The sequence below is a fragment of the Pseudomonas sp. JV449 genome (genome assembly GCF_032424295.1).
Lineage (GTDB): Bacteria > Pseudomonadota > Gammaproteobacteria > Pseudomonadales > Pseudomonadaceae > Aquipseudomonas > Aquipseudomonas marginalis.
Genome location: NZ_VYKD01000033.1, coordinates 33689 through 59837, shown reverse-complemented (window position 1 = coordinate 59837; position 26149 = coordinate 33689). Strand labels below are relative to the sequence as shown.

Annotated in this window: 24 protein-coding genes; 11 read left to right on the top strand and 13 right to left on the bottom strand. The window is 60.8% G+C overall.

Annotated elements, in window-relative coordinates:
- Window positions 1-63: 63 nt before the first annotated feature.
- From holA to leuS, 3 genes are all read right to left on the bottom strand, one after another.
- Window positions 64-1101, bottom strand: a complete 1038-nt coding sequence (gene holA, locus F6S08_RS28390) for a DNA polymerase III subunit delta (RefSeq protein WP_065924876.1) — start codon at window positions 1099-1101, stop codon at window positions 64-66.
- A 39-nt stretch (window positions 1102-1140) separates the two neighbouring features.
- Window positions 1141-1746 (bottom strand): LPS assembly lipoprotein LptE, encoded by a 606-nt coding sequence (gene lptE / locus F6S08_RS28385; protein ID WP_027605245.1) that lies wholly within the window; start codon window positions 1744-1746, stop codon window positions 1141-1143.
- An 88-nt stretch (window positions 1747-1834) separates the two neighbouring features.
- Window positions 1835-4441, bottom strand: coding sequence for a leucine--tRNA ligase (leuS, locus tag F6S08_RS28380; protein WP_315872657.1), 2607 nt, complete (start codon window positions 4439-4441; stop codon window positions 1835-1837).
- A 261-nt stretch (window positions 4442-4702) separates the two neighbouring features.
- Between leuS and F6S08_RS28375 the strand changes: the two genes are divergently transcribed.
- The 3 genes from F6S08_RS28375 to F6S08_RS28365 all read left to right on the top strand — a co-directional run bounded on the left by F6S08_RS28375 (window position 4703) and on the right by F6S08_RS28365 (window position 7157).
- A complete protein-coding gene (locus tag F6S08_RS28375; protein ID WP_137211991.1) occupies window positions 4703-5020 on the top strand; it encodes a hypothetical protein in 318 nt (105 codons plus the stop codon).
- A 97-nt stretch (window positions 5021-5117) separates the two neighbouring features.
- Window positions 5118-5879, top strand: coding sequence for a YdcF family protein (locus F6S08_RS28370; RefSeq protein ID WP_027605248.1), 762 nt, complete (start codon window positions 5118-5120; stop codon window positions 5877-5879).
- A 129-nt stretch (window positions 5880-6008) separates the two neighbouring features.
- Window positions 6009-7157: an integrase core domain-containing protein gene (locus F6S08_RS28365; protein WP_065924691.1), complete on the top strand. Its 1149-nt coding sequence runs from the start codon at window positions 6009-6011 to the stop codon at window positions 7155-7157.
- Window positions 7158-7249: 92 nt separating this feature from the next.
- Here the strand turns inward: F6S08_RS28365 and F6S08_RS28360 are convergent, their stop codons facing one another.
- From F6S08_RS28360 to F6S08_RS28350, 3 genes are read right to left on the bottom strand one after another with little or no spacing between them, the layout of a single operon-like run.
- Window positions 7250-8023 (bottom strand): MetQ/NlpA family ABC transporter substrate-binding protein, encoded by a 774-nt coding sequence (locus tag F6S08_RS28360; RefSeq protein ID WP_315872656.1) that lies wholly within the window; start codon window positions 8021-8023, stop codon window positions 7250-7252.
- Window positions 8024-8074: 51 nt separating this feature from the next.
- Window positions 8075-8749 (bottom strand): methionine ABC transporter permease, encoded by a 675-nt coding sequence (locus tag F6S08_RS28355; RefSeq protein WP_065926851.1) that lies wholly within the window; start codon window positions 8747-8749, stop codon window positions 8075-8077.
- Window positions 8749-9756 carry a methionine ABC transporter ATP-binding protein gene (locus F6S08_RS28350; RefSeq protein WP_065946464.1) on the bottom strand — a complete coding sequence of 336 codons (1008 nt, stop codon included), beginning with the start codon at window positions 9754-9756 and terminating at the stop codon, window positions 8749-8751. The genes F6S08_RS28355 and F6S08_RS28350 overlap by 1 nt, the downstream gene beginning before the upstream one ends.
- Before the next feature lie 265 nt (window positions 9757-10021).
- On the opposite strand from F6S08_RS28350, the gene katE reads away from it, so the two are divergent.
- Window positions 10022-12163 carry a catalase HPII gene (gene katE / locus F6S08_RS28345; RefSeq protein ID WP_315872655.1) on the top strand — a complete coding sequence of 714 codons (2142 nt, stop codon included), beginning with the start codon at window positions 10022-10024 and terminating at the stop codon, window positions 12161-12163.
- 68 nt (window positions 12164-12231) lie between these two features.
- Here katE and F6S08_RS28340 read toward each other — a convergent pair whose 3' ends face one another.
- The 4 genes from F6S08_RS28340 to zur are packed head-to-tail and all read right to left on the bottom strand — an operon-like array spanning window position 12232 to window position 15037.
- Window positions 12232-12951, bottom strand: a complete 720-nt coding sequence (locus F6S08_RS28340; RefSeq protein ID WP_315872654.1) for a PA5502 family lipoprotein — start codon at window positions 12949-12951, stop codon at window positions 12232-12234.
- Between the two features lie 37 nt (window positions 12952-12988).
- Window positions 12989-13777, bottom strand: coding sequence for a zinc ABC transporter permease subunit ZnuB (gene znuB, locus F6S08_RS28335; protein ID WP_027608036.1), 789 nt, complete (start codon window positions 13775-13777; stop codon window positions 12989-12991).
- Complete coding sequence (znuC, locus tag F6S08_RS28330; protein ID WP_315872653.1) at window positions 13770-14555, bottom strand: zinc ABC transporter ATP-binding protein ZnuC; 786 nt, start codon at window positions 14553-14555, stop codon at window positions 13770-13772. Before znuC ends, znuB begins: the two co-directional genes overlap by 8 nt.
- Window positions 14555-15037, bottom strand: a complete 483-nt coding sequence (gene zur / locus F6S08_RS28325) for a zinc uptake transcriptional repressor Zur (RefSeq protein WP_026136513.1) — start codon at window positions 15035-15037, stop codon at window positions 14555-14557. Before zur ends, znuC begins: the two co-directional genes overlap by 1 nt.
- A 58-nt stretch (window positions 15038-15095) precedes the next feature.
- Between zur and F6S08_RS28320 the strand changes: the two genes are divergently transcribed.
- Window positions 15096-16025 (top strand): zinc ABC transporter substrate-binding protein, encoded by a 930-nt coding sequence (locus tag F6S08_RS28320; protein WP_065926856.1) that lies wholly within the window; start codon window positions 15096-15098, stop codon window positions 16023-16025.
- Between the two features lie 129 nt (window positions 16026-16154).
- On the opposite strand, the gene F6S08_RS28315 is transcribed toward F6S08_RS28320, so the two are convergent.
- Window positions 16155-17108: a homoserine kinase gene (locus F6S08_RS28315; protein WP_074848104.1), complete on the bottom strand. Its 954-nt coding sequence runs from the start codon at window positions 17106-17108 to the stop codon at window positions 16155-16157.
- Window positions 17109-17164: 56 nt separating this feature from the next.
- Window positions 17165-17455 carry a DUF2782 domain-containing protein gene (locus F6S08_RS28310; protein ID WP_060756492.1) on the bottom strand — a complete coding sequence of 97 codons (291 nt, stop codon included), beginning with the start codon at window positions 17453-17455 and terminating at the stop codon, window positions 17165-17167.
- A gap of 74 nt (window positions 17456-17529) precedes the next feature.
- Between F6S08_RS28310 and polA the strand changes: the two genes are divergently transcribed.
- A complete protein-coding gene (gene polA, locus F6S08_RS28305) occupies window positions 17530-20313 on the top strand; it encodes a DNA polymerase I (RefSeq protein WP_065926858.1) in 2784 nt (927 codons plus the stop codon).
- A 269-nt stretch (window positions 20314-20582) separates the two neighbouring features.
- Here the strand turns inward: polA and yihA are convergent, their stop codons facing one another.
- Complete coding sequence (yihA, locus tag F6S08_RS28300) at window positions 20583-21224, bottom strand: ribosome biogenesis GTP-binding protein YihA/YsxC (protein ID WP_027608030.1); 642 nt, start codon at window positions 21222-21224, stop codon at window positions 20583-20585.
- Window positions 21225-21416: 192 nt separating this feature from the next.
- On the opposite strand from yihA, the gene F6S08_RS28295 reads away from it, so the two are divergent.
- The 5 genes from F6S08_RS28295 (at window position 21417) to F6S08_RS28275 (ending at window position 26135) form a co-directional block, all read left to right on the top strand.
- The gene (locus tag F6S08_RS28295; protein WP_027608029.1) at window positions 21417-21719 is read left to right on the top strand and encodes a c-type cytochrome; all 303 of its coding nucleotides are present in this window, start codon (window positions 21417-21419) and stop codon (window positions 21717-21719) included.
- A gap of 33 nt (window positions 21720-21752) precedes the next feature.
- A complete protein-coding gene (locus F6S08_RS28290) occupies window positions 21753-22379 on the top strand; it encodes a cytochrome c4 (protein WP_315872652.1) in 627 nt (208 codons plus the stop codon).
- 168 nt (window positions 22380-22547) lie between these two features.
- Window positions 22548-23183: a thiol:disulfide interchange protein DsbA gene (gene dsbA, locus F6S08_RS28285; protein WP_027608027.1), complete on the top strand. Its 636-nt coding sequence runs from the start codon at window positions 22548-22550 to the stop codon at window positions 23181-23183.
- A 10-nt stretch (window positions 23184-23193) separates the two neighbouring features.
- Window positions 23194-24072, top strand: coding sequence for an endonuclease/exonuclease/phosphatase family protein (locus F6S08_RS28280; protein ID WP_315872651.1), 879 nt, complete (start codon window positions 23194-23196; stop codon window positions 24070-24072).
- On the top strand, window positions 24069-26135 hold the full coding sequence (locus F6S08_RS28275; protein ID WP_074848108.1) for a GGDEF domain-containing protein: 2067 nt from the start codon (window positions 24069-24071) through the stop codon (window positions 26133-26135). The genes F6S08_RS28280 and F6S08_RS28275 overlap by 4 nt, the downstream gene beginning before the upstream one ends.
- Window positions 26136-26149 lie beyond the last annotated feature (14 nt).

Here is a 26149-nt window from a genome sequence, read left to right as displayed (position 1 = left end):
GGGGCGGTGCGACGATTCGACTTGCCCCTCCCACATTGGTTCTGTGGTGTTTGGAAACCAGGGTTATTCCGCTGGTAATGTCAGGCGCTGACCGGCCATCAACAGCGATAAACGGCTCAGGCTCATCCACGGCGAACCCGCCGCCTGGCCCTTGATCTGTGCATCAATGCGCTGCGCCTCCAGCAACAGCTGCGCCCAGCGTTGCGCCGAGTGCCGTTGCAGGGCTTTGCTCATCAGGGGTTTGCGCTTGTCCCACACCGGTGGCCGCGCCTGGCTGAAGCACTTGTCCAGCGGCGTGCCCTGGCTGTATTGCAGGGCAATATTGGCCAATACCCGTAGTTCCCGGGCCAGGGCCCAGAGAATCACCGGCGGCTCCACCCCTTCGCCACGCAGGCCTTCGAGCATGCGCAGGGCATGGGCGGGCTCGCCGTTGAGGATCGCATCCACCAGCCCGAACACGTCAAAACGTGCACTGTCTGCCACTGCGCCCTGGACGGTCTCGACGGTAATCTGCCCGTCTTCGGCCATCAGCTTGAGCTTTTCGATCTCCTGGGCGGCGGCAAGCAAGTTGCCTTCGACCCGCGCGGCGATCAGCTCCACTGCATCCTGTGTCGCGGATAGCCCTGCCTGGGACAGGCGCTGGCGAATCCATTGCGGCAACTGATTGCTGTCCACTGGCCAGATCTGGATGAACTGGGTCTGCGCCCCTTCCACCAGGGCCTTGCCCCACTTGGTCTTCTGCGCGCTGCCGTCGAGCTTGGGCAAGCTGATCAGCAACACCGTGTCTTCGGCGGGCCGCGAGCAGTATTCCATCAGTGCAGCCGCGCCCTTATCACCGGGCTTGCCCGACGGCAGGCGCAGCTCCAGCAGGCGTTTTTCGGCGAACAGCGACATGCTTGCACCGGCTTGCAGCAGCGTGCCCCAGTCGAAACTGGCGTCGGCGCTGAATACCTGGCGTTCATCGAAGCCCTGCTGGCGTGCGGCGCTGCGGATGGCGTCGGCGGCTTCCTGGCACAACAGCGGGTCATCACCGCTGACGATGTAGACAGGCGCGAGGCCACCTTGCAGGTGTTTGGCGAGTTGGGCGGGTGCGAGTTTCATAGGCAGGGCGAACGGGGCGCCAGGGGCGCCCCGTCTGGCTTACTCGACAGGGACTTCAACAGGCGATTGTTTCGGCGTGTTGTCTTCGTACTCTTTCGCGGCTTTCAGCGCGTCGGCATCGGCCTTGGCCTTGTCGTCAGCACGTTGCTGCAAGGTTTCGAGCTGTTGTGGGGTGAGCAGCGACAGGCGCAGGACCATGCGTTGCACCAGCTCGCGACGCATCTCCTTGCGCACCTGGATGATTTCGGAGTCCGAACCCACCAGGTTGTTACCATCGTGGCTGACAATCTTCTGCACCTGGATGTTGTCATTCATCAACGGCAGGTGATCGCGGCCCTGGATTTCAAAGCTGAGCACGGTGCTCAGTTCGATATCGGACGCACGTCCGGCGCTGGCGTAGCTCAGGTTGCGCTGGGTTTCTTTCTCGTTAGCCAGGAACAGTTTGTAGGTCGCGCCGGTGTAGACGTGCACGCCGCTGTTTTCCAGGACCTGGCGCAGCTGGGTCACTGTCTCGCTGTAGGCGTCGCGAGCGCTGACGTCCAGTTCCTTGATCGTCAGGTCATTGGTGCCGGTGCCGCGCAGCTGGAAGCCGCAAGCGCTCAGCAGTACGGCAAGGCCCATAACCAGCAGATTGCGTTTGATCATTTTGTTGCTCCCCTTGAAACCATGTGGGCCTTATCGAGGCCCTGAAGGCTTTGTTCGGCGCAGGGCTCGAGCCCCACGCCCGATCCGATTAGCTAGCGACGATATTGACCAGTTTGCCAGGCACCACGATCACTTTGCGGATCGTCAGGCCTTCGGTAAAGCGCAGCACGTTCTCGTTGACCCGTGCGGCCGCTTCGACTTCTTCACGGCTGGCACTGGCGGGCATGTCGATCTGGCCGCGCAGTTTACCGTTGACCTGGATCACCAGTTGCAGCGTGTCCTGTACCAGGGCGCTGTCATCCTGTACCGGCCAGCGCGCATCGATGACCGCGTCGCTATGGCCCAGGCGGCTCCACAGTTCGTGGCTGATGTGCGGTGTAATCGGCGCCAGCAGCAGGGTGACCGTCTCCAGGCCTTCCTGTACCAGTGCGCGATCCTGTGCGGTGGCTTGCGGGGCTTTTTCCAGCACGTTCATCAGCGTCATCACCTGGGCGATGGCGGTGTTGAACTTGTGGTTCTGGCCCACGTCCTGGCTGGCCTGCTTGATGGCCAGGTGGGTGCTGCGACGAATGAGTTTCTGCTCGTCGCTCAACGACGCCACGTCCAGCTTGGCCGGCAGGCCCTGGCTGACATGGGCGTGCGCCAGGCGCCAGACGCGCTTGAGGAAACGGTGCGACCCTTCGACACCGGAGTCGGACCATTCGGCGCTCATGTCAGGCGGCGAGGCGAACATCATGAACAGGCGGCAGGTGTCGGCGCCGAACTGGTCGATCATCGACTGAGGGTCGACGCCGTTGTTCTTCGACTTGGCCATCTTCTCGGTGCCGCCGATTTCCACCGGCAGGCCGTCGGCGATCAGTCTGGCGCTGATGACCTTGGCTTTGCTGTCGCGCTCGAGCTCGACGTCCGCCGGGTTGAACCAGGTGTAGGCGCCATTGGCTTCGCGACGATAGTAGGTCTCGGCGATCACCATGCCCTGGGTCAGCAGGTTCTTGAACGGTTCGTTGGAACTCACCAGGCCTTCGTCGCGCATCAGCTTGTGGAAGAAGCGCGCGTACAGCAGGTGAAGGATGGCGTGTTCGATACCGCCGATGTACTGATCCACCGGCAACCAGTGGTCGGCTGCGGATTTCTCCACCAGGCCGCCCTCGTAGTGCGGCGAGGCGTAGCGGGCGTAGTACCACGAGGACTCGACGAAGGTGTCCATGGTGTCGGTTTCACGCTTGGCCGGCTGGCCGCATTTCGGGCAGCTGCATTCGTAGAACTCGGGCATGCGCGCCAATGGCGAACCGGCACCGTCCGGCACCACGTCTTCCGGCAGAACGACCGGCAACTGGTCTTCCGGAACCGGTACGTCACCGCAGGTCTGGCAGTGGATGATCGGGATCGGGCAGCCCCAGTAGCGCTGGCGGCTGATGCCCCAGTCGCGCAGGCGGAACTGGGTGCGCGAGGCACCGAGGTTCTTCTTGATCAGTGCGACTTCGATGGCGTCGAAGGCGCCGGCGAAGTCCAGGCCGTCGAACTCACCGGAGTTGATCAGCGTACCGTGCTCGCCATAGGCGTCTTGCCACGGGGCCGGGTTGGTGTCGCCGGAACTGGTGCGCACCACTGACTTGATCGGCAGGTTGTATTGGGTGGCGAATTCGAAATCGCGCTCGTCGTGGGCCGGCACAGCCATTACTGCGCCATCGCCGTAGTGCATCAGCACGTAGTTGGCGACCCATACCGGCAACTTCTCGCCGGTCAGCGGGTGCTCGACGAACAGGCCGGTCGGCAGGCCTTTTTTCTCCTGGGTGGCGACGTCGGCTTCGGCCACGCTGCCGCCTTTGCATTCGGCGATGAATGCCTGCAGCTCAGGATTGTTCTGTGCGGCCTGGGTGGCCAGCGGGTGCTCGGCGGCCACGGCGACGTAGGTCGCGCCCATCAAGGTGTCCGGACGGGTGGTGAAGACTTTGAGTGCGCCAGCTTCGCCGATGGAGTCGACGTTGTAGGGGAACTGCACTTCCATGCCCTTGGACTTGCCGATCCAGTTGCGCTGCATGGTCTTGACCTGTTCAGGCCAGCCCGGCAAATCGTCGAGGCTCGACAACAGTTCATCCGCGTAGGCGGTGATCTTGAAGTAGTACATCGGGATTTCGCGCTTTTCGATCAGCGCGCCGGAGCGCCAGCCGCGACCGTCGATCACCTGTTCGTTGGCGAGGACGGTCTGGTCGATAGGGTCCCAGTTCACGGTGCCGCTTTTTTTGTAGATCACCCCTTTTTCGAACAGGCGGGTGAACAGCCATTGTTCCCAACGGTAGTAATCCGGCTTGCAGGTGGTGACTTCGCGGGACCAGTCCACCGCCAGGCCCAGGCTGCGCAGCTGGGTCTTCATGTAGGCGATGTTTTCGTAGGTCCACTTGGCGGGGGCCACGTTGTTTTTCATCGCGGCGTTTTCCGCCGGCATGCCGAAGGCGTCCCAACCCATGGGTTGCAGGACGTTCTTGCCTTGCATGCGCTGGTAGCGGGAGATGACGTCGCCGATGGTGTAGTTACGCACATGCCCCATGTGTAGCTTGCCGCTGGGGTAAGGGAACATCGACAGGCAATAGAATGTCTCCTTGCCTGGCTGTTCACTGACTTCAAAGGACTTTTGCTCGTCCCAGAAGGTTTGGGCGGCATTTTCTATTTCACGGGGCTGATATTGTTCGTGCATGGCTACTTTTGAACTGAATAGGGGTGGCCTAATCCTCTTCGGTGCAACGTTCAGGTTGTTCGACACCAAAAAGCGGCGCGTCCGTGCCCAAACCCTGCGGGAAGTGGAGTTACAGGAAGCGCCGTAGCATACATGACCCCACTCTATCGAGGGAAACCCTGATTGCGCGGCGAGGGCCGTCTGTCGCGGCGCCGGGCAGGCGCAGCCATGGGGACTACGCTGTTTATTGGGGAGCAAGTCTTTCTTCAATGAGGTGAGGGGATGGTCGAATCGCAGCGAATCGCAACGAAACCGGAAATCTACGAAGGACTGATCGACCGATTGGGTCGCGCATTGGATGCAGCGAGGACCGCGGGCCGATTGCGTGATGAACGGCCCGTAGAGTTGGAACTGCGCGGTTTGAGCCGTGCGGAGCTGGAACTGATCAAAGCTTACCTGGAACGTAATAAGCGCAGTGCGCCTTCTTGGGTGGCAACCCCGCCAGCCAAAGAGCCTATGCACTCAGCCAAGGTGGTGTGGCTCAAGGACTTGTCGGCCGGTCGTGGCCCGGAAAGGCTCCGGTCCGCCCGCTTCAAGTAGTTCACTCCCCTGAATCACGTCATCGTGCCATGTCACTGTAAAGATTGTCGCTAAACCCCGTTACACCTTAGGCTTCGGGCATCTATGGAGATGCCCGATGCCTATTCGTTATTTCATCAAACAGCTGCTCCTGCCACCCGGCATTCTCTTGCTGCTGCTGGCCCTTGCCTGGTGGTTTCGTCGCAGCCGCCCCCGTTTGGCCGGCTGCTGCTTTGCCCTCGGATTTGGCGGCATGTGGTTGATCAGCCTGCCGGTGGCGGTGGAGTGGGGCGCACGTGCCCTGGAGACCGAGCCACCGTTGGCCCGTGAAGACTGGTCGACCCTGGCCCAGCGCGCCGATGCCATTGTGGTGCTGGGCTCGGGACGCGAGCGCGGCGACCCGGCATGGGGTTCTGATCAGCCGACCGGCATCGGCCTGGAGCGCCAGCGGTATGCCGCGCGACTGGCCAAGGCCTCAGGGCTGCCGGTGCTGACCACCGGTGGCCTGCATTACGGCACGCCGCCCAGCGAGGCGCAGTTGATGGCGGTATCGATGCAGGATGACTTCGGCGTTGCTGTGCGCTGGAAGGAAGAACGCAGCCGCACCACCTGGGAAAACGCGCAGATGAGTGCCGGGATTCTATTGCCCGAGGGCATCAAGCGTGTGGTGGTCGTGACCCAGGCCTGGCACATGCCGCGTTCGGTGTGGAGTTTTGAAAAGGCCGGCTTCACCGTGGTACCGGCGCCGGTGGGGTTCCTCGGCGTGGACAACGCCCGGCCGCTGGGCGGCTGGATGCCAGAGTTCAAGTCGGTGTGGCAGAGCGGGCAGTTGATCAATGAAGCGGTGGGGCAGCTAGGCTACCGGTTGTTCTATCGATAACCCTGCTGATTAAAATGCAGATCAAAGTGTGGGAGGGGGCTTGCCCCGGTACAAACCGGGGACATCGTTTACATTTCTAACCGGGACATGGTTTACAGGCTAATACGCATGATCAGGAGGTAACTGATCATGCCCTGGAACCAAGAGTCCCCCATGAATCAAAGAATCAAGCTGGTAGCTGATTGGCTTTCTGGCAACTTCACCAAAAGCCAGTTGGCACGCCGCTTTGACGTTAGCCGACCTACCGTCGATAAGTGGATTGCCCGGCACGACGGCGATTTGAGGTCTTTATCCGAACTGTCCCGGCGACCTCACAACAGCCCAAATAAAACCGACGACGAGATTTTGGCCCGTGTAGTCGCGATGAAGGAGGCTCACGATAAATGGGGGCCGAAAAAGCTTCTCGAGCTATTACGGCTGGAAGATCCCTCCGTCACCTGGCCCTCTCCAAGTACGGCCGGTCAATGGCTTGACCGACTTGGGCTCGTCAAAAAGCGGCGCTTCAAACGCCGACACAGCATTTCCCACGCACAAATGCGAAAGGCCGACGAACCTAACAAGACGTGGTGTGCTGACTACAAAGGGCAGTTCAAGATGCTTAATGCTCAGATGTGCTTCCCTTTGACCGTCACAGACCATGCGTCGCGGCTGATTTTAGCGTGCAGGGCCCATCCCAAGATCATGACCCAGCCTGTAAAACAGGCCTTTGAGAGGCTTTTTCAGGAGTACGGCATGCCGGAAGTTATCCGTTCGGACAACGGGGTACCGTTCGCCTCTCCTGGCCTGGCAAGAATATCCACACTGGCAGTTTGGTGGATTCGGCTGGGTATTTATCCCGAGCGAACCATGCCGGGAAGACCCGCCCAGAATGGTCGCCATGAACGAATGCACCGTAGCTTGAAACTTGAGTTGCCCTTAGGGAAAAACTTAGTCGAGCAGCAGCTTTTGCTGGAGCATTTCAGGCATGAGTTTAATTACGTACGCCCTCACGAAGCGCTCGGCATGAAACGTCCGGGAGACTTGTATGTGCCGTCCACCCGAATTTATCCAGGATGCTTGCCCGATGTGGAATATCCGGCAGAAATGAAAGTTCGAAGCGTCAGGCAGGACGGATCGATCAAGTGGAACGGCAAGTTGGTATTTATCAGCGAGGCGCTGTCCGGGGAAAGGATAGGGCTCAAAGAAGCTGAAGATGAAGCTTGGGATTTGTACCTGTGTGATTATCCCTTGGGGAGGCTTGGACGAGGTATGACCCGCGTCCAGGCCTCAAATGTGTAAACGATGTCCCCGGTTTCAGATGTAAACGATGTCTACGGTTCTACACCCCTCCCACATTTTTTGATCTCCAGCGTGTTGGAGACCGAGTCGGATCAGAACGCCGGCAGGATCGCGCCTTTGTACTTCTCTTGGATGAATTGCTTCACCTCAGGGGTGTGCAGGGCTGCAATCAGCTTCTTCATCGCGTCCGAATCCTGGTTGTCTTCGCGGCTCACGAGGATGTTCACGTAAGGCGAGTCATTGCCTTCGATCACCAGGGCGTCCTTGGACGGGTCCAGCTTGGCTTCCAGCGCATAGTTGGTGTTGATCAGCGCCAGGTCGACCTGGGTCAGCACGCGCGGCAGGGTGGCGGCTTCGAGTTCGCGGAATTTCAGGTTTTTCGGGTTTTCGGTGATGTCCTTGATGGTCGACAGGATGTTGGTCGGGTCCTTCAGGGTGATCAGGTTGTGCTTGGCCAGCAGCAACAGCGCGCGGCCACCGTTGGTGGCGTCGTTTGGGATCACCACGTTGGCGCCGTCAGGCAGGTCTTCCAGTTTTTTGTACTTGCTGGAGTAAGCGCCCAGGGGCTCCAGGTGCACAGCGCCGACGCTCACCAGGTGAGTGCCTTTGGCTTTGTTGAATTCATCCAGGTATGGCTGGTGCTGGAAGAAGTTCGCGTCCAGGCGCTTTTCCGCTACCTGGACGTTGGGCTGTACGTAATCGGTGAAGACTTTGACTTGCAGGTCCACGCCTTCTTTGGCGAGGGCAGGTTTCACGAATTCCAGGATTTCCGCGTGGGGCACCGGCGAGGCAGCGACTTTCAGGGTCTCGGCGGCGTGGGCGGAAAGCGCGGCAACGGCGGCGAAAGCAACCAGTAGTTTTTTCATCCAACAAGCTCCTTGTTCGGGCATGTGCCGGCTTTTGACCGGCAATGGCCGTTATTTTCGAGAAAAGTGCACCACCAGCTTGTCGCCGACGGTTTGCAGAATTTGCACCAGGATCAACAGCATTACCACGGTGACCACCATCACATCGGTCTGGAAGCGCTGGTAACCGAAACGGATCGCCAGGTCACCCAGGCCTCCGGCACCGACGACACCGGCCATGGCCGTGTAGGACACCAGGGTAATCGCCGTCACCGTTATCGCCGCGAAGATGCCGGGGCGTGCCTCGGGCAGCAGCGCGTTGATGATGATCTGGCGGGTGCTGGCCCCCATGGACTGGGTGGCCTCGATGATGCCGCGGTCCACTTCACGCAAGGCGGTTTCCACCAGGCGCGCGAAGAATGGCGTGGCCCCTACGACCAGCGGCGGGATCGCGCCCGCTACGCCCAGGGAGGTACCGGTGATCAGCACGGTGAACGGGATCATCACGATCAGCAGGATGATGAACGGCAGCGAGCGCAGGATGTTCACGACCAGCGACAGCAGCGCGTACAGGCCTTTTTGCTCGAACAGCTGGCGTGGGCTGGTCAGGAACAGCAGCACGCCTAAAGGCAGGCCCAATACCACGGTGAAAAACAGCGAACCGAACAGCATGATCATGGTGTCGCCGGTGGCGAGCCAGATTTCGGACCAGTCGATATTGGCGAAGAAACTCAAGAAAACGTCCATCAGCGCAGCACCTCCATGTGGACGTCTGCGGCGGTAAAGCGGGCAAAGGCCGCTTCCATGTCACCGCCGGTGACCGCAAGGGTCAGTTGCCCGTAGGGGATGTCTTTGATGCGGTCGATGCGGCCGGCGAGGATGCTGTAGTCCACCCCCGTTTCGCGGGCGACGGTACCCAGCAATGGCGCGTAGGTCGCTTCACCCTGGAACGTCAGCCGTACGATGCGACCCGGTACATGGGCGAAGTCATCACGCTGCTCGCCTTCATCGACCTGCTCGGCTTCCTGCACAAAACGCTTGGTGGTCGGGTGCTTGGGGTGCAGGAACACGTCGGCCACCGAGCCTTGCTCGACGATCACGCCGGCGTCCATCACGGCTACCTGGTCACACACGCGGCGGATCACATCCATTTCATGGGTGATCAGCACGATGGTCAGTTTCAACTCGCGATTGATCTCGGCCAGCAATTGCAGGACCGAGGCGGTGGTCTGCGGGTCGAGGGCGCTGGTGGCCTCGTCGCATAGCAGGATTTTCGGCTTGGTCGCAAGGGCGCGGGCAATGCCGACGCGCTGCTTCTGGCCACCGGACAACTGCGCCGGGTACTTCCCGGCGTGGTCCGACAGGCCGACGCGGGCAAGTAGCTCGGCGACACGTTGGTCGATGTCCTTGCGCGACAATTCGCCGGCCAGGGTCAGTGGCAAGGCCACATTGTCGGCAACGGTCTTGGACGCCAGCAGGTTGAAGTGCTGGAAGATCATCCCGACCTGCTGGCGGAAACGGCGCAGGCCGTTGGCGTCCAGGGCGGTGACTTCTTCGCCGTCCACCGTGATCTGGCCGCCGCTGGGCTCTTCCAGGCGGTTGATCAGGCGCAGCAGCGTGCTTTTACCTGCACCCGAGTGGCCGATCAGGCCAAACACCTGGCCGTTTTCGACGCGCAGGCTGGTGGGGTACAGCGCGGGAATATCCTTACCGGCGACGCGGTAGGTTTTATGGACGTTTTGAAACTCGATCACGTAGCGAACCTTGTGGGGCGCATTGAAAAGGGATCAGCGGTTAGCCGGGCGCGCATTTTAGCCTGTCCGTATAGCGTTTCTTAGCATTTATTTCGCATTCAACCAGTGATTTGGCAATAACGCGATCAAAGGTCATAAAAAAGGAACGGCAGAAAACCGTGTCAGTCACTACTTAAGCAACTCGATTTCCCAGGTGCCGTGCCTGGGGTTTTGCTCAAACGAGCCGGGGACCGCTCTGGCCACTTTGAATAAGGAGTTTTGACTGATGAGTACCAAGAAGCCAGCCACCCCGACGAAGAGTGAACTTGCAGGCACCGACACCCTGGACCGTGGCAACACCAACGCCAAGCTGCAAGCCCTGGAGGAATTCCGTTCCGATGCGACCGGCCAGGCCCTGCGTACCAACCAAGGCGTGAAGATCTCCGACAACCAGAACACATTGAAAGTCGGTGCCCGCGGCCCCTCGCTGCTGGAAGACTTCATCATGCGTGAAAAAATCACGCACTTTGACCATGAGCGTATCCCCGAGCGCATCGTGCATGCCCGGGGCACCGGCGCCCATGGCTATTTCCAGACCTATGAAAACCATTCCGCGCTGAGCAAGGCAGGTTTCCTGCGTAACCCCGAGCATAAAACCCCGGTGTTCGTGCGTTTCTCCACCGTGCAGGGCCCGCGTGGCTCGGGCGATACGGTGCGTGACGTGCGCGGTTTCGCGGTGAAGTTCTTTACCGACGAGGGCAACTTCGACCTGGTCGGCAACAACATGCCGGTGTTTTTCATTCAGGATGCGATCAAGTTTCCCGACTTCGTGCATGCGGTAAAACCTGAGCCACACAACGAAATTCCTACCGGCGGCTCGGCCCACGATACGTTCTGGGATTTTGTTTCGTTGCAGCCGGAGTCGGCGCACATGGTGATCTGGGCGATGTCTGACCGCGCCATTCCAAAAAGCCTGCGTGCCATGCAGGGGTTTGGCATTCACACCTTCCGCTTGATCAATACCGAAGGTAAGTCCAGCTTTGTGAAGTTCCACTGGCACCCGAAGGTCGGCACCTGTTCCCTGGTGTGGGACGAAGCGCAAAAGCTTGCCGGTAAAGATACCGATTACCACCGCCGTGACCTGTGGGAAGCGATTGAAAGCGGCGACTACCCTGAGTGGGAGCTGGGTGTGCAGATCGTTGCGGAAGAAGACGAGCATAAGTTCGACTTTGACCTGCTCGATCCGACCAAGATCATCCCCGAGGAACTGGTGCCGATCACGCCGCTGGGCAAGATGGTGCTGAACCGTAACCCGGATAACTTCTTTGCCGAAGTCGAGCAGGTCGCGTTTTGCCCGGGCCACATCGTGCCGGGTATCGACTTCACCAACGACCCGTTGCTGCAAGGCCGTCTGTTTTCCTACACGGATACGCAGATCAGCCGCCTCGGCGGTCCGAACTTCCATGAGCTGCCGATCAACCGGCCTGTAGTGCCTTTCCACAATGGCCAGCGCGACGCCCAGCATCGCACCGTGATCGACAAGGGCCGAGCCGCGTACGAGCCGAACTCGATCGATGGCGGCTGGCCGAAAGAAACGCCACCGTCTGCCCAGGATGGCGGTTTCGAAACCTATTACGAGCGCGTCGATGCCAATAAGGTGCGTGAGCGCAGTGAGTCGTTTGGTGACCACTTTTCCCAGGCTGCGCTGTTTTTCCACAGCATGAGCCACCACGAGAAAGAGCACATCATCGCGGCCTACAGCTTCGAGTTGGGCAAGGTGGAGCGCGAGTTTATCCGCGCGCGTCAGGTCAACGAGATTCTGGCCAATATCGATCTGGAACTGGCCAAGCGCGTGGCGCAGAACCTTGGTCTGCCGGCGCCGACCAAAGGCACGGTAGCGCCGCGTGAGTCTTCGCTGAAAGAGTCGCCGGCATTGAGCCAGGTGAACCTGCTGTCCGGCGATATCAAGACGCGCAAAGTCGCGATTCTCGCGGCTGACGGTGTGGATGGAGCAGCAATCGATGCGCTGAAACAAGCACTGGAGACAGAAGGTGCCCATGCCAAGTTGCTGGGGCCGACCTCGGCGCCGGTGAAGACGGCGGATGGCAAGCGCCTGCCGGTGGATGCGTCGATGGAAGGCATGCCGTCGATTGTGTTTGACGCCGTATTTATTCCAGGCGGAAAAGAGTCGGTTAAAGCACTGAGCGGTGATGGTGTGGCATTGCATTACGTTCTGGAAGCCTACAAACACCTGAAGGCGATTGCGGTTGCCAGTGACGTGAAGCCACTGCTGGATCTGCTGAAGCTGGAGACGGATGCGGGGTTGATCGTGGGTTCGGATGCGAAAGCGTTCAAGGCGTTTTTTGCCGCGATTGCACAGCATCGGGTTTGGGATCGTGAGCCGAAGGCTAAGGCGATTCCGGCCTGATTTTTTGGTTGTTTGTTAGATCGCCATCGGGGGGGGGGCAAGTCGAATCGTCGCACCGCCCCGATGCTTTATTCCGTCTTGCGCGGGATCAGCACAACCTGCGCCGGAATATGTTTCAGAATCTGCCGGTGAATCTTCAGGTCATACCCTGAATCAATACGCTTCACCCGTTTGGTCAGCAACGTGGCCAGCCACGGGTAATCCTGGGTGCGCGGCGCCTGGATCGTCACATCGCACTGGTAATTCACCACGTCGGTGGCAATCGCATCCAGTTGATGGCGCAGCGCTTCAATATCAGTAAGGTTCAGCGCCACGGTGGTGCTTGGCGCGGCCGGGTCGATGACCTTGGCAGCGGGCTTGGCTTCGGCGGCCTTGAGGGCCTCTTCGGCTTTATCCAGCTCGACTTTACGGGCGTGGGTGATGGCGCTGTTGACGCCACCGGTCAGCGCCGGCGCCTTGGGCATCAGCGCGCGGGCACGGCTCAGGGCGGTGGCGGCGGCGTTTACGTCGCCTTTTTGCAGCACGATCTGGCTGCGCTGCAGGTAAGCCTCGGCCAATTGACGTTGGTAGGGCTCCAGCGTCGGGTCATTGGGCGACTGGGCCTGCAGCGCGGCCAGTTGGTCTTCGGCGGTGGCCAGCTCACTGCTGGCCAGGTTTTGCTCCAGCTGCGCGATGGCCGCAGCACGCGGATCCGGGGCCTCTGGGGCGGCGGGCGGTGTGCTTTGACAGGCGCCCAGCAGCAGGGAAAACGCGGCAAGGAGCAGATAACGGGAGGTGAACAACTTCATTCCTGCGACTCTCTATTTGCGCAAAAAGCGAGCAAGTCTACACCCCTCGACGGGGCAGGACAAAACTCAGCAGAAACAGGGCGGCCGCCGTGACTACGATCGACGGTCCGGCCGGTGTGTCCTTGAACCATGACAACGCCAGGCCCCCGCACACTGCCAGCATCCCCAACAGGCTGGCACCGATTGCCATCTGCTCCGGCGAGCGGGCGTGGCGCTGGGCGGCGGCGGCCGGAATGATCAACAGCGATGTGATCAACAATACGCCGACAATCTTCATCGCGACAGCGATCACCACGGCAATCAGCAGCATCAGGGCCATGCGCAACGCTGGTACGGGCAAACCTTCGACCCTGGCCAGTTCTTCATGCACCGTGATGGCCAGCAGTGGGCGCCACAGGGCGACCAATAGCACCAATACTGCGGCGCTGCCGCCGAGAATCCAGGCAAGATCGGTGGGGCTGATCGCCAGCAGATCGCCGAACAGATAGGCCATCAGGTCGATGCGCACTTCATGCATAAAGCTCAGCACCACCAGGCCCAGGGACAGCGTGCTCGGCGCCAGGATGCCCAACAGGGTGTCCGAGGCCAGTGGCTGGCGCTGTTGCAGGGTCACCAGCAGCACCGCCAGCAGCAGGCAACCCACGGTCACGGCGATGGTCGGGCTCACATCCAGCAGGAAGCCCATGGCCACGCCCAGCAGCGCGGCATGGGACAAGGTGTCGCCAAAATACGCCATGCGCCGCCAGACCACGAACGAGCCCAGCGGGCCCGCCACCAGCGCCAGAGCCAGGCCTGCCAGCAGGGCGTAAAGCAGAAAATCAGCCATGCTTGCAGCTATCTCCATGAACGTGGGTGTGGGGCGTCGCGGGATCGTCAACGACAGCGCCATGCAGGTCATGGGCGTGATCGTGATGGTGGTGATAGATCGCCAGGCTCTGGGCGTTCTTGCCGAACAGTTCGACGAACGCCGGGTCGCTGCTGACTTGTTCCGGGTGGCCGGAGCAGCACACGTGGCGGTTGAGGCATACCACTTGGTCGGTGGTGCTCATCACCAGGTGCAAATCATGGGAGACCATCAGCACGCCGCAGCCATGGCGGTCGCGCAGGCGGGTGATCAGGCTGTACAGCTCGGCCTGGCCGGCGACGTCGACGCCCTGCACGGGTTCATCCAGCACCAGCAACTCGGGCTCGCGCAGCAGGGCACGGGCCAGCAGCACGCGCTGCATTTCGCCGCCGGAGATGCTTTGCACCGGGCTGTCGATGACCTGCTCGGCACCGACTTCCTTGAGGGCGGCCTGCGCGCGGGCGCGGTCCACACCGGGCACCAGGCGCAAAAACCGCAGTACAGACAAGGGCAAGGTCGGATCAAAATGCAGCTTTTGCGGCATGTAGCCCACGCGCAGCCTGGGCTTGCGCCACACGCTGCCGGTGTCGGGCTTGAGCAGGCCGAGTACGGCGCGCACCAGGGTGGTCTTGCCGGCGCCATTGGGGCCGATCAGGGTGACGATCTGCCCCGGCTCGACGCTCAAGGCGATGTTATCCAGCACGTTCTGCCCGGCAAACGTGACGCCGACCTGCTCCAGGCGGATTAACGCGTTGCTCATCAAGCCCCCTGGCAGCCCGAGCACAGGCCGACCACTTCGACCGTCTGCCCTTCGACCCGGAAGCCTACGTCGGCGGAGCTCTTGATGATGGCGTCGCTGATGCTTTTTTGTTCAAGTTCGATGGCGGCGTGGCACTCGCGGCAGATCAGGAACTGGCCCTGATGCGCGTGCTCCGGGTGGTTGCAGCCGACAAAGGCGTTGAGCGAGGCAATGCGGTGCACCAGGCCGTTTTCCAGCAGGAAATCCAGCGCGCGGTACACGGTCGGCGGCGCGGCCCGGCGGCCGTCCTGCTCGCTGAGCACACCCAGGATGTCGTAGGCACCCAGGGGCTTGTGGCTCTGCCAGACGAGTTCCAGCACCCGGCGACGCAGGGCGGTCAGGCGCAAGCCTTTCTGTGCGCACAGGGTGTCGGCCTCCGACAGCGCGGTATGCACGCAGTGAGAGTGGTCGTGTGGACGGCTGGCAAGCGGTGTTTTAGGCATGAGCGGCGACAGATATTTGATAGAGACGTTATTATGTTACCCGTTCCTACGTCATTGAGTGGTCATCGTGTCCCGACTTTTTCCCGTTTTTGTCGTATTTGTCACCAGTTTGTTCCTCGCTGGCGCCGCTCAGGCCGAGGTCAAGGTGCTCACGAGCATCAAGCCATTGCAGTTGATTGCCGCTGCCGTGCAGGACGGTGTGGCGGTTCCGGAGGTATTGCTGCCGCCGGGTGCATCGCCCCATAACTTCGCCTTGCGCCCATCCGACGTACGGCGCGTGCAGTCGGTCGATCTGCTGTATTGGATCGGGCCGGACATGGAGGGCTTCCTGCCTCGCGTGCTCAAGGGGCGTACCGCGCTGACCGTAGCAGTTCAAGACCTGCCGGGGATGAAATTGCGTCGGTTCGCCGAAGATAGCCATTCCCACGCCGACGATGCCGACGAACATGACCATGATCACCGCCCGGGGAGCCTGGATGCGCACCTGTGGCTGTCCACGGTGAACGCTCGGGTGATCGCAGCGCGTATGGCCGCTGACCTCAGTGCAGCGGACCCCGTGAACGCCGCGCGTTATCAGAGCAATGCCAAGGCTTTCGACGAGCGCCTGGATGCACTGGATGCGCGCCTGAAAAAACGCCTGGCGAGCATCGGTGACAAACCTTACTTCGTGTTCCACGAAGCCTTTGATTACTTTGAAGACGCCTACGGGCTCAAGCATACCGGCGTGTTCAGCGTTGCCGCCGAAGTGCAGCCTGGCGCCCAGCATGTGGCGGCGATGCGTACGCGTTTGCAGGAAGTGGGCAAGACCTGTGTGTTCAGTGAACCGCCGCTGCGTCCACGTTTGGCGGAAACCCTGGTGGCAGGTTTGCCGGTGAAGCTGGCGGAATTGGATGCGCTGGGCGGCTACACCCCGGCCACAGCCCAGGGTTACGAACAGGTGCTGGAGAAGTTGGGGAACGACTTGGCAGGGTGCCTGGAGTCGTTATAAGCCGCAACGCAGATCAAATGTGGGAGGGGGCTTGCTCCCGATAGCAGAGTGCCAGTCAGTGCATAAGTTGACTGATCTACCGCTATCGGGAGCAAGCCCCCTCCCACATTTTTTTGCCCGCCTGAACCGTTAAAGGGCGAACGGCAGGTGGACAGTGACGTCTTGGCGTTGCGCCAGCCGATGCTCGAACTCGGCGGGATCGTGAATGAGAACATTCTGCCCGGCAAAGGACTCAGCGGCGATCAGGCGCGACAGCCAGAACCGCACGCACGCCACCCGCAGCATGGTCGGCCATAGCTCGGCCTCCTTGGCCGTGAACGGCCGCAGGCCTGCGTAGGCACCCAGCAACGCTCGGGCGCGCGGGCCATCAATTACGCCATCGGCGTCCGAACACCAGTCATTCAGGGCGATTGCCACGTCGTACAGCATCGGGCCCGAGCAGGCGTTGTAGAAGTCGATCAGGCCGGTCAGGTGTGTGCCTTCGAACATCGCGTTGTCGCGGAACAGGTCGGCGTGCACGTTGGCGCGTGGCAGGGCGAGGATCTCGGCCTTATGGGCCTCGATTTCAGTCAATACTGCTTGCAGCAGGCTTTGCTGTGCATCGTCCAGGTGCGAAATCAGCTGCGCACCCTCGCTGAGCATCCAGTCCAGGCCGCGATCGGTCCTGCGCTCCAGCACCTTCTCGCCTTGCGTCGCCAGGTGCAGATGGCCGAGCAGGTCGCCGACCTGGGCGCAATGCTGTGAGTTGGCGTCCTTGATGTGCTTGCCGGCCAGGCGCGGTTGCAGCAGCGCCGGTTTGCCTTTCAGTTCGCGCAATGCGACGCCGTCCGTGGTGCGCAGGGCGTAGGGTACCGGCAGGTCGGCATCGTGGAGCACATCGAGCAGTTCGATGAAGAACGGCATTTCTGCGACAGGGCCGCGCTCAACCAGGGTCAGGACGAATTCGCCCTGTTCCAGGCTGATAAAGAAATTGGTGTTTTCGCTACCAGCGGCAATCCCCTGGAAGTCAAGCAGGCGGCCGAGCCCGTAGGGGGCGAGAAAGGTTTCCAGCTCGGGCCGAGCCAGGGGGGTGAACACAGACATGGTTAAAACTGCCAGTACGGGCGCCGCAGTGGGCGGCGCCAATTGAAGTTAAGAAATCATTTCCATTCGAAGATCTTCCATGACGGGATCAGCATATCCGGCTGGTCAGAGCGGATGAAGTTCGCGTCGGTTCCATCCGCGCGTACCAGGAAATACGGAGGCGCGCCTTTTACGGTCACCTTGATTGCATACAGGAAACCGTTTTGACGGTACTCCTGGATAGTCCGGTCGCCTTCCGTGCGAATGGTCACTTCCGGATCACCCGAAGGCGCGCTGTCTGCCGCCATGGCAGCCATCGGAGCGAGTGCAATCAGGCCGGTCAACAGCAGGCGATTGAATGTACGCATGATAACCTTGTCCCTTTGTTTTCATTGGTCCGGCTATTCTAGCGCCTGACCCGCCGAAAAGGTTGATCCTGCTCATGAGCCAAGCCCCCCTCGTCCTGGTGGACGGTTCGTCTTACCTGTACCGCGCGTTCCACGCGCTGCCACCGCTGACCACTTCCAAAGGCCTGCCGACCGGTGCGGTCAAGGGCGTGTTGAACATGCTCAAAAGCCTGCGCAAGCAGTACCCGGACAGCCCGTTCGCGGTAGTGTTCGACGCCAAGGGTGGGACGTTTCGCGATGACATGTACGCCGAATACAAGGCCAACCGCCCAAGCATGCCCGATGACATGCGCGTGCAAATCGAGCCCCTGCACCAGAGCGTGATCGCCCTGGGCTTCCCTTTGCTGTGCGTCGAAGGCGTCGAGGCCGATGACGTGATCGGTACCCTGGCCCGCAGCAGTGCGGCCGCTGACCGTCCGGTGGTGATCTCCACCGGCGATAAGGACATGGCGCAGTTGGTCGACGGGCACATTACCCTGGTCAACACCATGACCGGTAGCTCGATGGACATCGAAGGCGTAAAGGAGAAATTTGGCGTCGCTCCGGAGCAGATCATCGACTATCTGGCGTTGATGGGCGATTCGTCCGACAACATCCCGGGCGTTCCGGGCATTGGTCCGAAGACCGCTTCCGGCTTGCTGGTGGGCGTGAACGGCGGCCTCAAAGAGCTTTATGAGCAGTTGGACATTGTGCCGACCCTGCCGATCCGCGGTGCCAAGACGCTGCCGGCGAAGCTGGAAGAGCATAAGGAGATGGCATTCCTCTCCTATCAGTTGGCGACGATCAAGATCGATGTGCCGCTGGACGTGGGTCTGGACGATTTGCACCTGATTGAACCGGATCGCGAAAAGTTGCTGGAGCTTTACACCCTGCTGGAGTTCAAGAGCTGGTTCGATGAGATTCAGCGCGATGCCAAGCGAGTGGAGCTCAAGGCCGCGCCTGTTGCCGAGGACATTGTTGAGGCCGCGCCCGCGGCACCCGCAGAAACGACCTACACCACGATCCTCGACCAAGCCACATTCGATGCCTGGCTGAAGAAGCTCAACGACGCGAAGTTGTTCGCTTTCGACACCGAAACCACCGGGATCGACGCTCAGCAGGCGCAACTGGTGGGGGTTTCCTTCGCCGTGCAGCCCCATGAAGCCGCCTACATCCCGCTGACCCATTCCTACATCGGTGCGCCGCAGCAGCTGGATCGCGACACTGTGTTGCTGGCCTTGAAGCCATTATTGCAAGACCCGAGCAAGCTCAAGGTCGGCCAGCACGCCAAGTTCGATATGAATATCCTGGCCAACTGTGCCATCGGCGGCGACCCGGCGAATGGCATCAGCGTGCGCGGTATCGCGTTCGACACCATGCTTGAATCCTACGTGTTGAATTCCACTGCGACCCGCCATGATATGGACAGCCTGGCCAAGAAGTACCTGGACTACGACACCGTCAGTTTCCAGGACATCGCCGGCAAAGGCGCCAAGCAGCTCACGTTCGACCAGATCCCGCTCGAACAGGCTGGCCCTTATGCCGCCGAGGATGCGGACGTGACGCTGCGCCTGCATCAGGCACTGCACGCACAGCTCACCGCCATACCGAGCCTGGCGAGTGTGTTGACGGACATCGAAATACCCCTGGTGCCGGTACTTGCGCGTATCGAACGCCAGGGCGCGCTGGTGGATGCGCAGCTGCTCGGTGTCCAGAGCATCGAGCTGGGCAACAAGATGGTCGAACTGGAGCGCCAGGCGTTCGAGATCGCCGGCGAAGCATTCAACCTGGGGTCGCCCAAGCAGCTCGGCGCGATTCTCTACGAGAAACTCGGCCTGCCGGTGCTGAAAAAAACGGGCAAGGGCCAGGCATCCACGGCAGAGGAAGTGCTGGCCAAGCTGGCCGAAGATGACTATCCGCTGCCCAAGGTACTGATGCAGTACCGCAGCATGAGCAAGCTGAAAAGCACTTACACCGACCGCTTGCCGGAGCAGATCAACCCGCGGACCGGGCGTGTTCACACCTCTTACCATCAGGCGGTGGCGGCGACCGGGCGGCTGTCTTCCAGCGACCCGAACCTGCAGAACATCCCGGTGCGCACCGCCGAAGGGCGGCGCATCCGCCAGGCGTTTGTCGCGCCCAAGGGCTACAAACTGCTGGCGGCGGACTATTCGCAGATCGAACTACGGATCATGGCGCACCTGTCCAAGGACGAGGGGCTGATGAATGCGTTCCGTAACGACCTGGATGTGCATACCGCCACGGCGGCCGAGGTGTTCAAGGTCGAATTGGCTGAGGTCACCTCCAATCAGCGTCGCAGTGCCAAGGCGATCAACTTTGGCCTGATCTACGGCATGGGGGCACAGAAGCTCGGCAAGGACATCGGTGTCGATACCAAGACCGCAAAGGCTTACATCGATGTGTACTTCGCCCGCTACCCAGGCGTTCGCGAGTACATGGAGCGCACCCGCGCCCAGGCTGCCGATCAAGGCTACGTGGAAACCTTCTTTGGACGTCGGCTGTATTTGCCGGATATCAACTCCAACAAGCCCCAGGAGCGCGCGGCCGCAGAACGCACGGCGATCAACGCGCCGATGCAGGGCACGGCGGCGGATATCATCAAGAAGGCCATGGTGCTGGTGGATAACTGGCTGACCGCGTCGGGCCTGGATGCCAAGGTGATCCTGCAGGTACACGATGAACTGGTGCTCGAAGTGCGGGAGGATCTGGTGGCCGAGGTCAGCGAGAAGATTCGCGAGCACATGAGCGCGGCCGCGCAGTTGGATGTGCCGTTGGTGGTGGACGTTGGCGTAGGCGACAACTGGGACGAAGCGCACTGATTTCGCGGCATCGCCACCACCGAGCGTGGTGGCGCAGTGCTTTAGATCGGAAATCCGCTGCAGTTATTTCCAATAGTTTTTTGAACCTGCCGGAACTTAACCTGTGAACTGCTACTCAGAGTTACTGAATGGGTGGTGAAGCCCTTCAATGCTCCTATGTTGTGTTAAGTGTTGGCAGATATCCGGACCCCGCCCTAGCGGTCCGGTACTTGAACCCCGAACTTCCCCTCCCCATACGAAGTCCGGGGTTTTTTTTGCCCGCAGAAAAGTTACTCGGCGAGTTCCGCACCTTTATCAGCCAACTCCATCCAGCCGGCCAACACGGTATAGGCGTCTTCCAGGCCCATGCGCTTGGGTGCCGAGAACAGCTGGATGGTGATTGTGTCACCCCAACCCTTGCGGATTTCGGACTGCACTTTAAGCAGGGTGTTCTTGGCGGCGCCGTAGGTGAGCTTGTCGGCCTTGGTCAGCAGGATATGCATCGGCATGCCGCTGGCGACCGCCCAATCCAGCATCAGCAGGTCGAAGTCGGTCATTGGATGACGGATATCCATCATCAGGATCAACCCCTTCAAACTCTCCCGGCCACCCAGGTAAGCCTCCAGGTGACGCTGCCAGTGCAGCTTCAGCGGGATAGGTACTTTTGCATAACCGTAGCCCGGCAGGTCGACCAGACGCCGATCATCGTCTAGCTTGAAGAAGTTGAGTAACTGCGTGCGGCCCGGGGTTTTCGAGGTGCGCGCGAGGCTGGCGTGGGTCAGGGTGTTCAGTGCGCTGGATTTACCGGCGTTGGAGCGACCGGCAAAGGCGACTTCAAAGCCTTCGTCATCGGGGCATTGGTCAACTTTGGCGGCGCTGAGCATGAAGGTGGACTGTTGGCACAGGCCGAGGATGGGGTTCTTGAGTTGCATGAGATTTCCGATGTGGGCGGTGCCGAAAAAGGGTGCGGCAAGCGGTGTCGTTTCCGTTTCAGTAGCGCCAGTATATAATGCCGCAGATTTTGTGTGTGCTTTGTCCCAGCGAAGGATGAAGTTCACGGGAGCGATAGACCTTTATTGCGCATTAGAACGCAAAACGCTCTCAAACCCTGAAAAGGTCGATGTATGACCCGATGGTTGCTCGCTTTCGGTGCCCTGGTTCCGCTGTATGGCGCTCAGGCTACACAGGATCCGGAAGCGGTGTACAACCGAGTTTGCGTGGCTTGCCATGCCGGCCAACTGCCGAACGCCCCGAAACGGGGTGACCAGGCAGCCTGGGCGCCAAGACTGGCGCAGGGCATGGACACGCTGGTGCAACACGTGACCCAGGGTTTCAAGGCAATGCCGCCGCGTGGTTTGTGCATGGACTGCAGTACCGAGGATTACCAGGCCATCATTGAGTTGATGGTGAGTAAACCCGGTAGATAACTCTTAAACCCTTAGCCGTAGTTGGATTAGCTGATGAACAAACTGATCGTGAGTCTGCTGTTGACCTTGGGCATCACCGGTGTTGCCGTCGCCGCAGAGGGCCCCCTTAAAGGTGATGCCACTGCCGGTCAAGCGAAAGCCGCCGTATGTGGTGCCTGCCATGGGCCGGATGGTAACAGCCCGGCGCCGAACTTCCCCAAATTGGCCGGCCAGGGTGAGCGTTACCTGACCAAGCAGATGCACGACATCAAGGATGGCAAGCGCACGGTCCTGGAAATGACCGGCCTGCTGACCAACCTCAGTGACCAGGACCTGGCAGACCTCGCGGCTTATTTTGCCAGCCAGAAAGGCAGTGTGGGAGCTGCTGATCCGAAACTGGTGGCCCGTGGTGAGAAACTGTTCCGCGGCGGTGACCTGGATAAAGGCCTGCCTGCCTGCACCGGTTGCCACTCGCCCAATGGCGCGGGCATAGCCGCCGCCGGCTTCCCGCACCTGAGCGGCCAGCACGCTACCTACATTGCCAAGCAGCTGGCCGATTTCCGTAAGGAAGAGGCCGGGCGAGCCAATGATGGCGACGCGGCAATCATGCGCACCATCGCTCGCAAGCTGAGTGATGAAGACATTGCGGCGGTCTCCAGCTACATCCAGGGCCTGCACTAAGGTGCACGCAACGTTAACGCTCGATTAATCCATCGATGCAAGCATAAAAAGGGTGGCTTAGGCCGCCCTTTTTTGTGGCCGCTGCCGTTACACTAACGAACTCATGCCCGCGTAGACCTGTCACAACAAAGGTCGCGTGAGGCGACTTTATTTGTCCAGGAGTAAAGCATGCGTAATCTGATCCTCAGCGCCGCTCTCGTCACTGCCAGCCTCTTCGGCATGACCGCGCAAGCTGCCGATGTGCCGCTTGAAGCCGGTAAAACCTACGTTGAATTGGCCAACCCAGTGCCGGTTTCGGTACCGGGCAAGATCGAAGTGGTAGAGCTGTTCTGGTACGGCTGTCCGCATTGCTACGCTTTTGAGCCGGTCATCAACCCTTGGGTCGAGAAGCTGCCCAAGGACGTGAACTTCAAGCGCATCCCCGCCATGTTCGGCGGCCCATGGGATGCCCACGGCCAACTGTTCCTGACCCTGGAAGCCATGGGGGTGGAGCACAAGGTCCACAACGCGGTATTCGACGCCATCCAGAAACAAGGCAAGCGCCTGACCAAGCCGGACGAAATGGCTGACTTCATTGCTACCCAAGGCGTCGACAAGGACAAGTTCCTGGCCACCTTCAACTCCTTCGCCATCCAGGGCCAGATCAAACAGGCCAAGGAGCTGGCGCAGAAGTACGGCGTGCAAGGCGTACCCACCATGATTGTCAACGGCAAGTATCGTTTCGACCTGGGCACTACCGGTGGTCCTGAAGCGACCCTCAACGTTGCCGACCAGTTGATCGCCAAAGAACGCGCAGCCAAGTAAGGGGCTCCTCATGCGCCGCTGGGGTACTGAACGTGTGGTTGGCCTGCGTGAACCGCAGGTCAACGCACATCACCTGGAGTCCACAGGTTTGCCGGCAGACAACCGCCTGCGCCTGCTCAGCTTCAATATCCAGGTGGGCAACAGCACCGAGAAGTACCGGCACTACCTCACCCGTGGCTGGCAGCATTTGCTGCCCCACAACGGCCGGGCCCGTAACCTGCAGAAGATCGGCGACCTGTTGAATGATTTCGACCTGGTCGCCCTGCAGGAGGCCGACGGCGGCAGCATGCGTTCCGGCTATATCAATCAGGTCGAACACCTGGCACACCTCGGGGCGTTCCCCTACTGGTATCAGCAGCTCAATCGCAACCTCGGGCGCCTGGCGCAGCACAGTAATGGTGTGCTCAGCCGTTTGAAGCCCACCTCCATCGAAGATCACCCATTGCCGGGCCCCAAGGGGCGCGGGGCGATTCTCGTGCGTTTTGGCGAAGGGCCTGAGGCCTTGGTGGTGGTGATGATGCACCTGGCGCTCGGGGGGCGTACGCGCAACCTGCAGTTGGCCTACGTGCGCGACCTGATTGGCAACTACAAGCATCAGGTGTTGATGGGTGACATGAACACCCATGCGAACGACCTCCTGCTGAATTCCCCGTTGCGTGACCTCGGGCTACTGGCGCCGCAAGTCGAAGCCACGTTCCCCAGCTGGCGCCCGCAACGTTGTCTTGACCATATCCTGCTCAGCCCGACCCTCACACTTGAGAGTGTGCAGGTACTGGCGCAGCCCATCTCCGATCACCTGCCAGTCGCGGTAGAGATTCGTCTGCCGGGTTCGCTCACGGCTGATGCATTGCCCGCGTTGAGCCCCGGCCCTCGCGGACCCCTTGCATGAGCGACGACGCCCAGCGCTGGAAAGAAAAATACCTGTTAAGCATCGAGCAACAAGAAAAGCTCGAACGCCGTTGGGCTGCCCGCCTCGACCTGCTGCGTCGTGGGCTGGTGCGCAGCACGCTGGCGGCGGAAGGCACCGACCGCGCGGTTGACCAATGCATGAAGGAAATGCGCGACGTCGTGCGTACCGACGACATGGACGCTGCCCTCGCCGCCTTGCTGCCGCGCCTGGAAAAGGCGGTACTGGATTCGGAGCAGCGCCGCGAAACCCGGATCGACCAGATGAGCACCGCACTGACCTCCCTGGTCACGCAGTTGCAAAAGCTGCCGCTGCCCCGTGAGGTCGCCCGTCCGCTGAAAACCTTTGCCAAGCAGTTGGATGGCCGCGTCAGCCAGACACGTGAGATTCCCCTGTTACTCAGCGAATTGAGCAGTCTGCAAGGGCAGGCGCTGGATAACCTGGAGCCGGACGGTGAAACCGTGCGCCCTGGGCCGGGTTTATTGCAGCGCCTGTTTGGTGCCAAGGACGTGTCGAGCGAGGCAGCGGCCAGTGAGCCCGTCTCCAGCCCGTCACCGGCGCCGGTTGCCGCCAAGCCCGTCGCCGAGCCCCAGGCGCCCGAACAGTCCGAGGAACTGGCGCAAGCCTTGCGGGCCTTTGCGCCGCAGCCTCAGGAACCGGTTGCCGCGCAGCCTGAACCCGCAGCGCCGGCCAAGGCGGTTGATGCCAGCAGTGAAAAGTTTGTGTACGAGGCGCCTGCTCAAAGCGGCGCCTTGGCTGCGCCTGTCGACGTTTCTCCAGCACCTGTCGTGCCCGGCAAGCCTGAGCCACAGGTGGAAGAAACCAGCACCGAAAGCGCCCTCGCCGCCTTTATCGAACCGCCACAGGCTGTGGTCGAGGCACCGCAGGAGACGGTGATCGGCAGCCTCTCGCTCCCTCCAGTGCTTGAGGCCGAAGAGCCGGACCCCGACGAACTTCAATCGGATGGCCTCTACTCCTTGCCGGATTCACCGGAGCCGTCGTACAGCTCCGTGGCCAAGCACATCGAAGACACCCTGATCGGCCTGTTGGAGGAGTTGGCCTTGCCCGAGCGCCATCGGCCCCAGGCCGAAGCCATGCGTGAGCGCTTGGCCCACGGGTTGAATTGGTACGAATTGCTGCCGATCCTCGATGACTTGGCGGTGCTGATGCTGGCGATCACCGACAGCGGGCAGCACGAGTTCGAGGCATACCTCAAACAGCTCAACGAGCGCCTCGAAGCCTTTCAGGGCCATTTGCAAGTGGCCAGCGACGGCCATGCCGACAGCCGCTCCGCTGCGAGGGAGTTGGACACGCAGATTCGCGAACAGGTCGACGGCCTGCAAAGCAGTGTCCAGGAAGCGGCGGACCTGGACAGCCTCAAGCAGGTGCTCGAAAGCCATCTGGAAGGTTTACTCGGCACCATGGACGAGCACCAGCAACAGCGTGACCAGCGCGAGCAGGAAGTGGCAGCGCGCTTGAAAGGCCTGGCCGAGCGGGTCGCCAATATGGAGCAGGAAGCCCAAGGCTACCGTGAGCACCTGGAGGTGCAACGCCAGAAGGCCTTGATCGATCCGCTCACCGGCTTGCCTAACCGCGCGGCCTGGAGCGAGCGCCTGGATCATGAGGTCAATGCCTGGCACCAGCGTGGCAATAGCCTGTCGCTCGCGATGCTGGACCTGGATCACTTCAAGCGCATCAACGATGGCTACGGCCATCTGGCGGGTGACAAGGTGCTGAAAATCATCGCCAACGTCCTGCGCAAGCGCCTGCGCACCAGCGACTTTATCGCGCGGTTTGGCGGTGAGGAGTTTGTGTTGCTGATGCCCCACTCATCCCTCTCGGATGCGTTGGCGGTGGGTGAGGTGCTACGTGCTGCGATTGCCGCCTGCCCATTCCACTTCAAGGGCGAGCCGGTGACGATTACCGTGTCCATGGGCGTGGCGCAGTTCCTGCCCGGTGAGCGCAGTGAGCTGGCGCTCAAGCGAGCGGACGAAGCGTTGTATCGGGCCAAGGCCGCTGGGCGTAACCAGGTGCAGGCGGCGTAAAAGATGTTCCATTG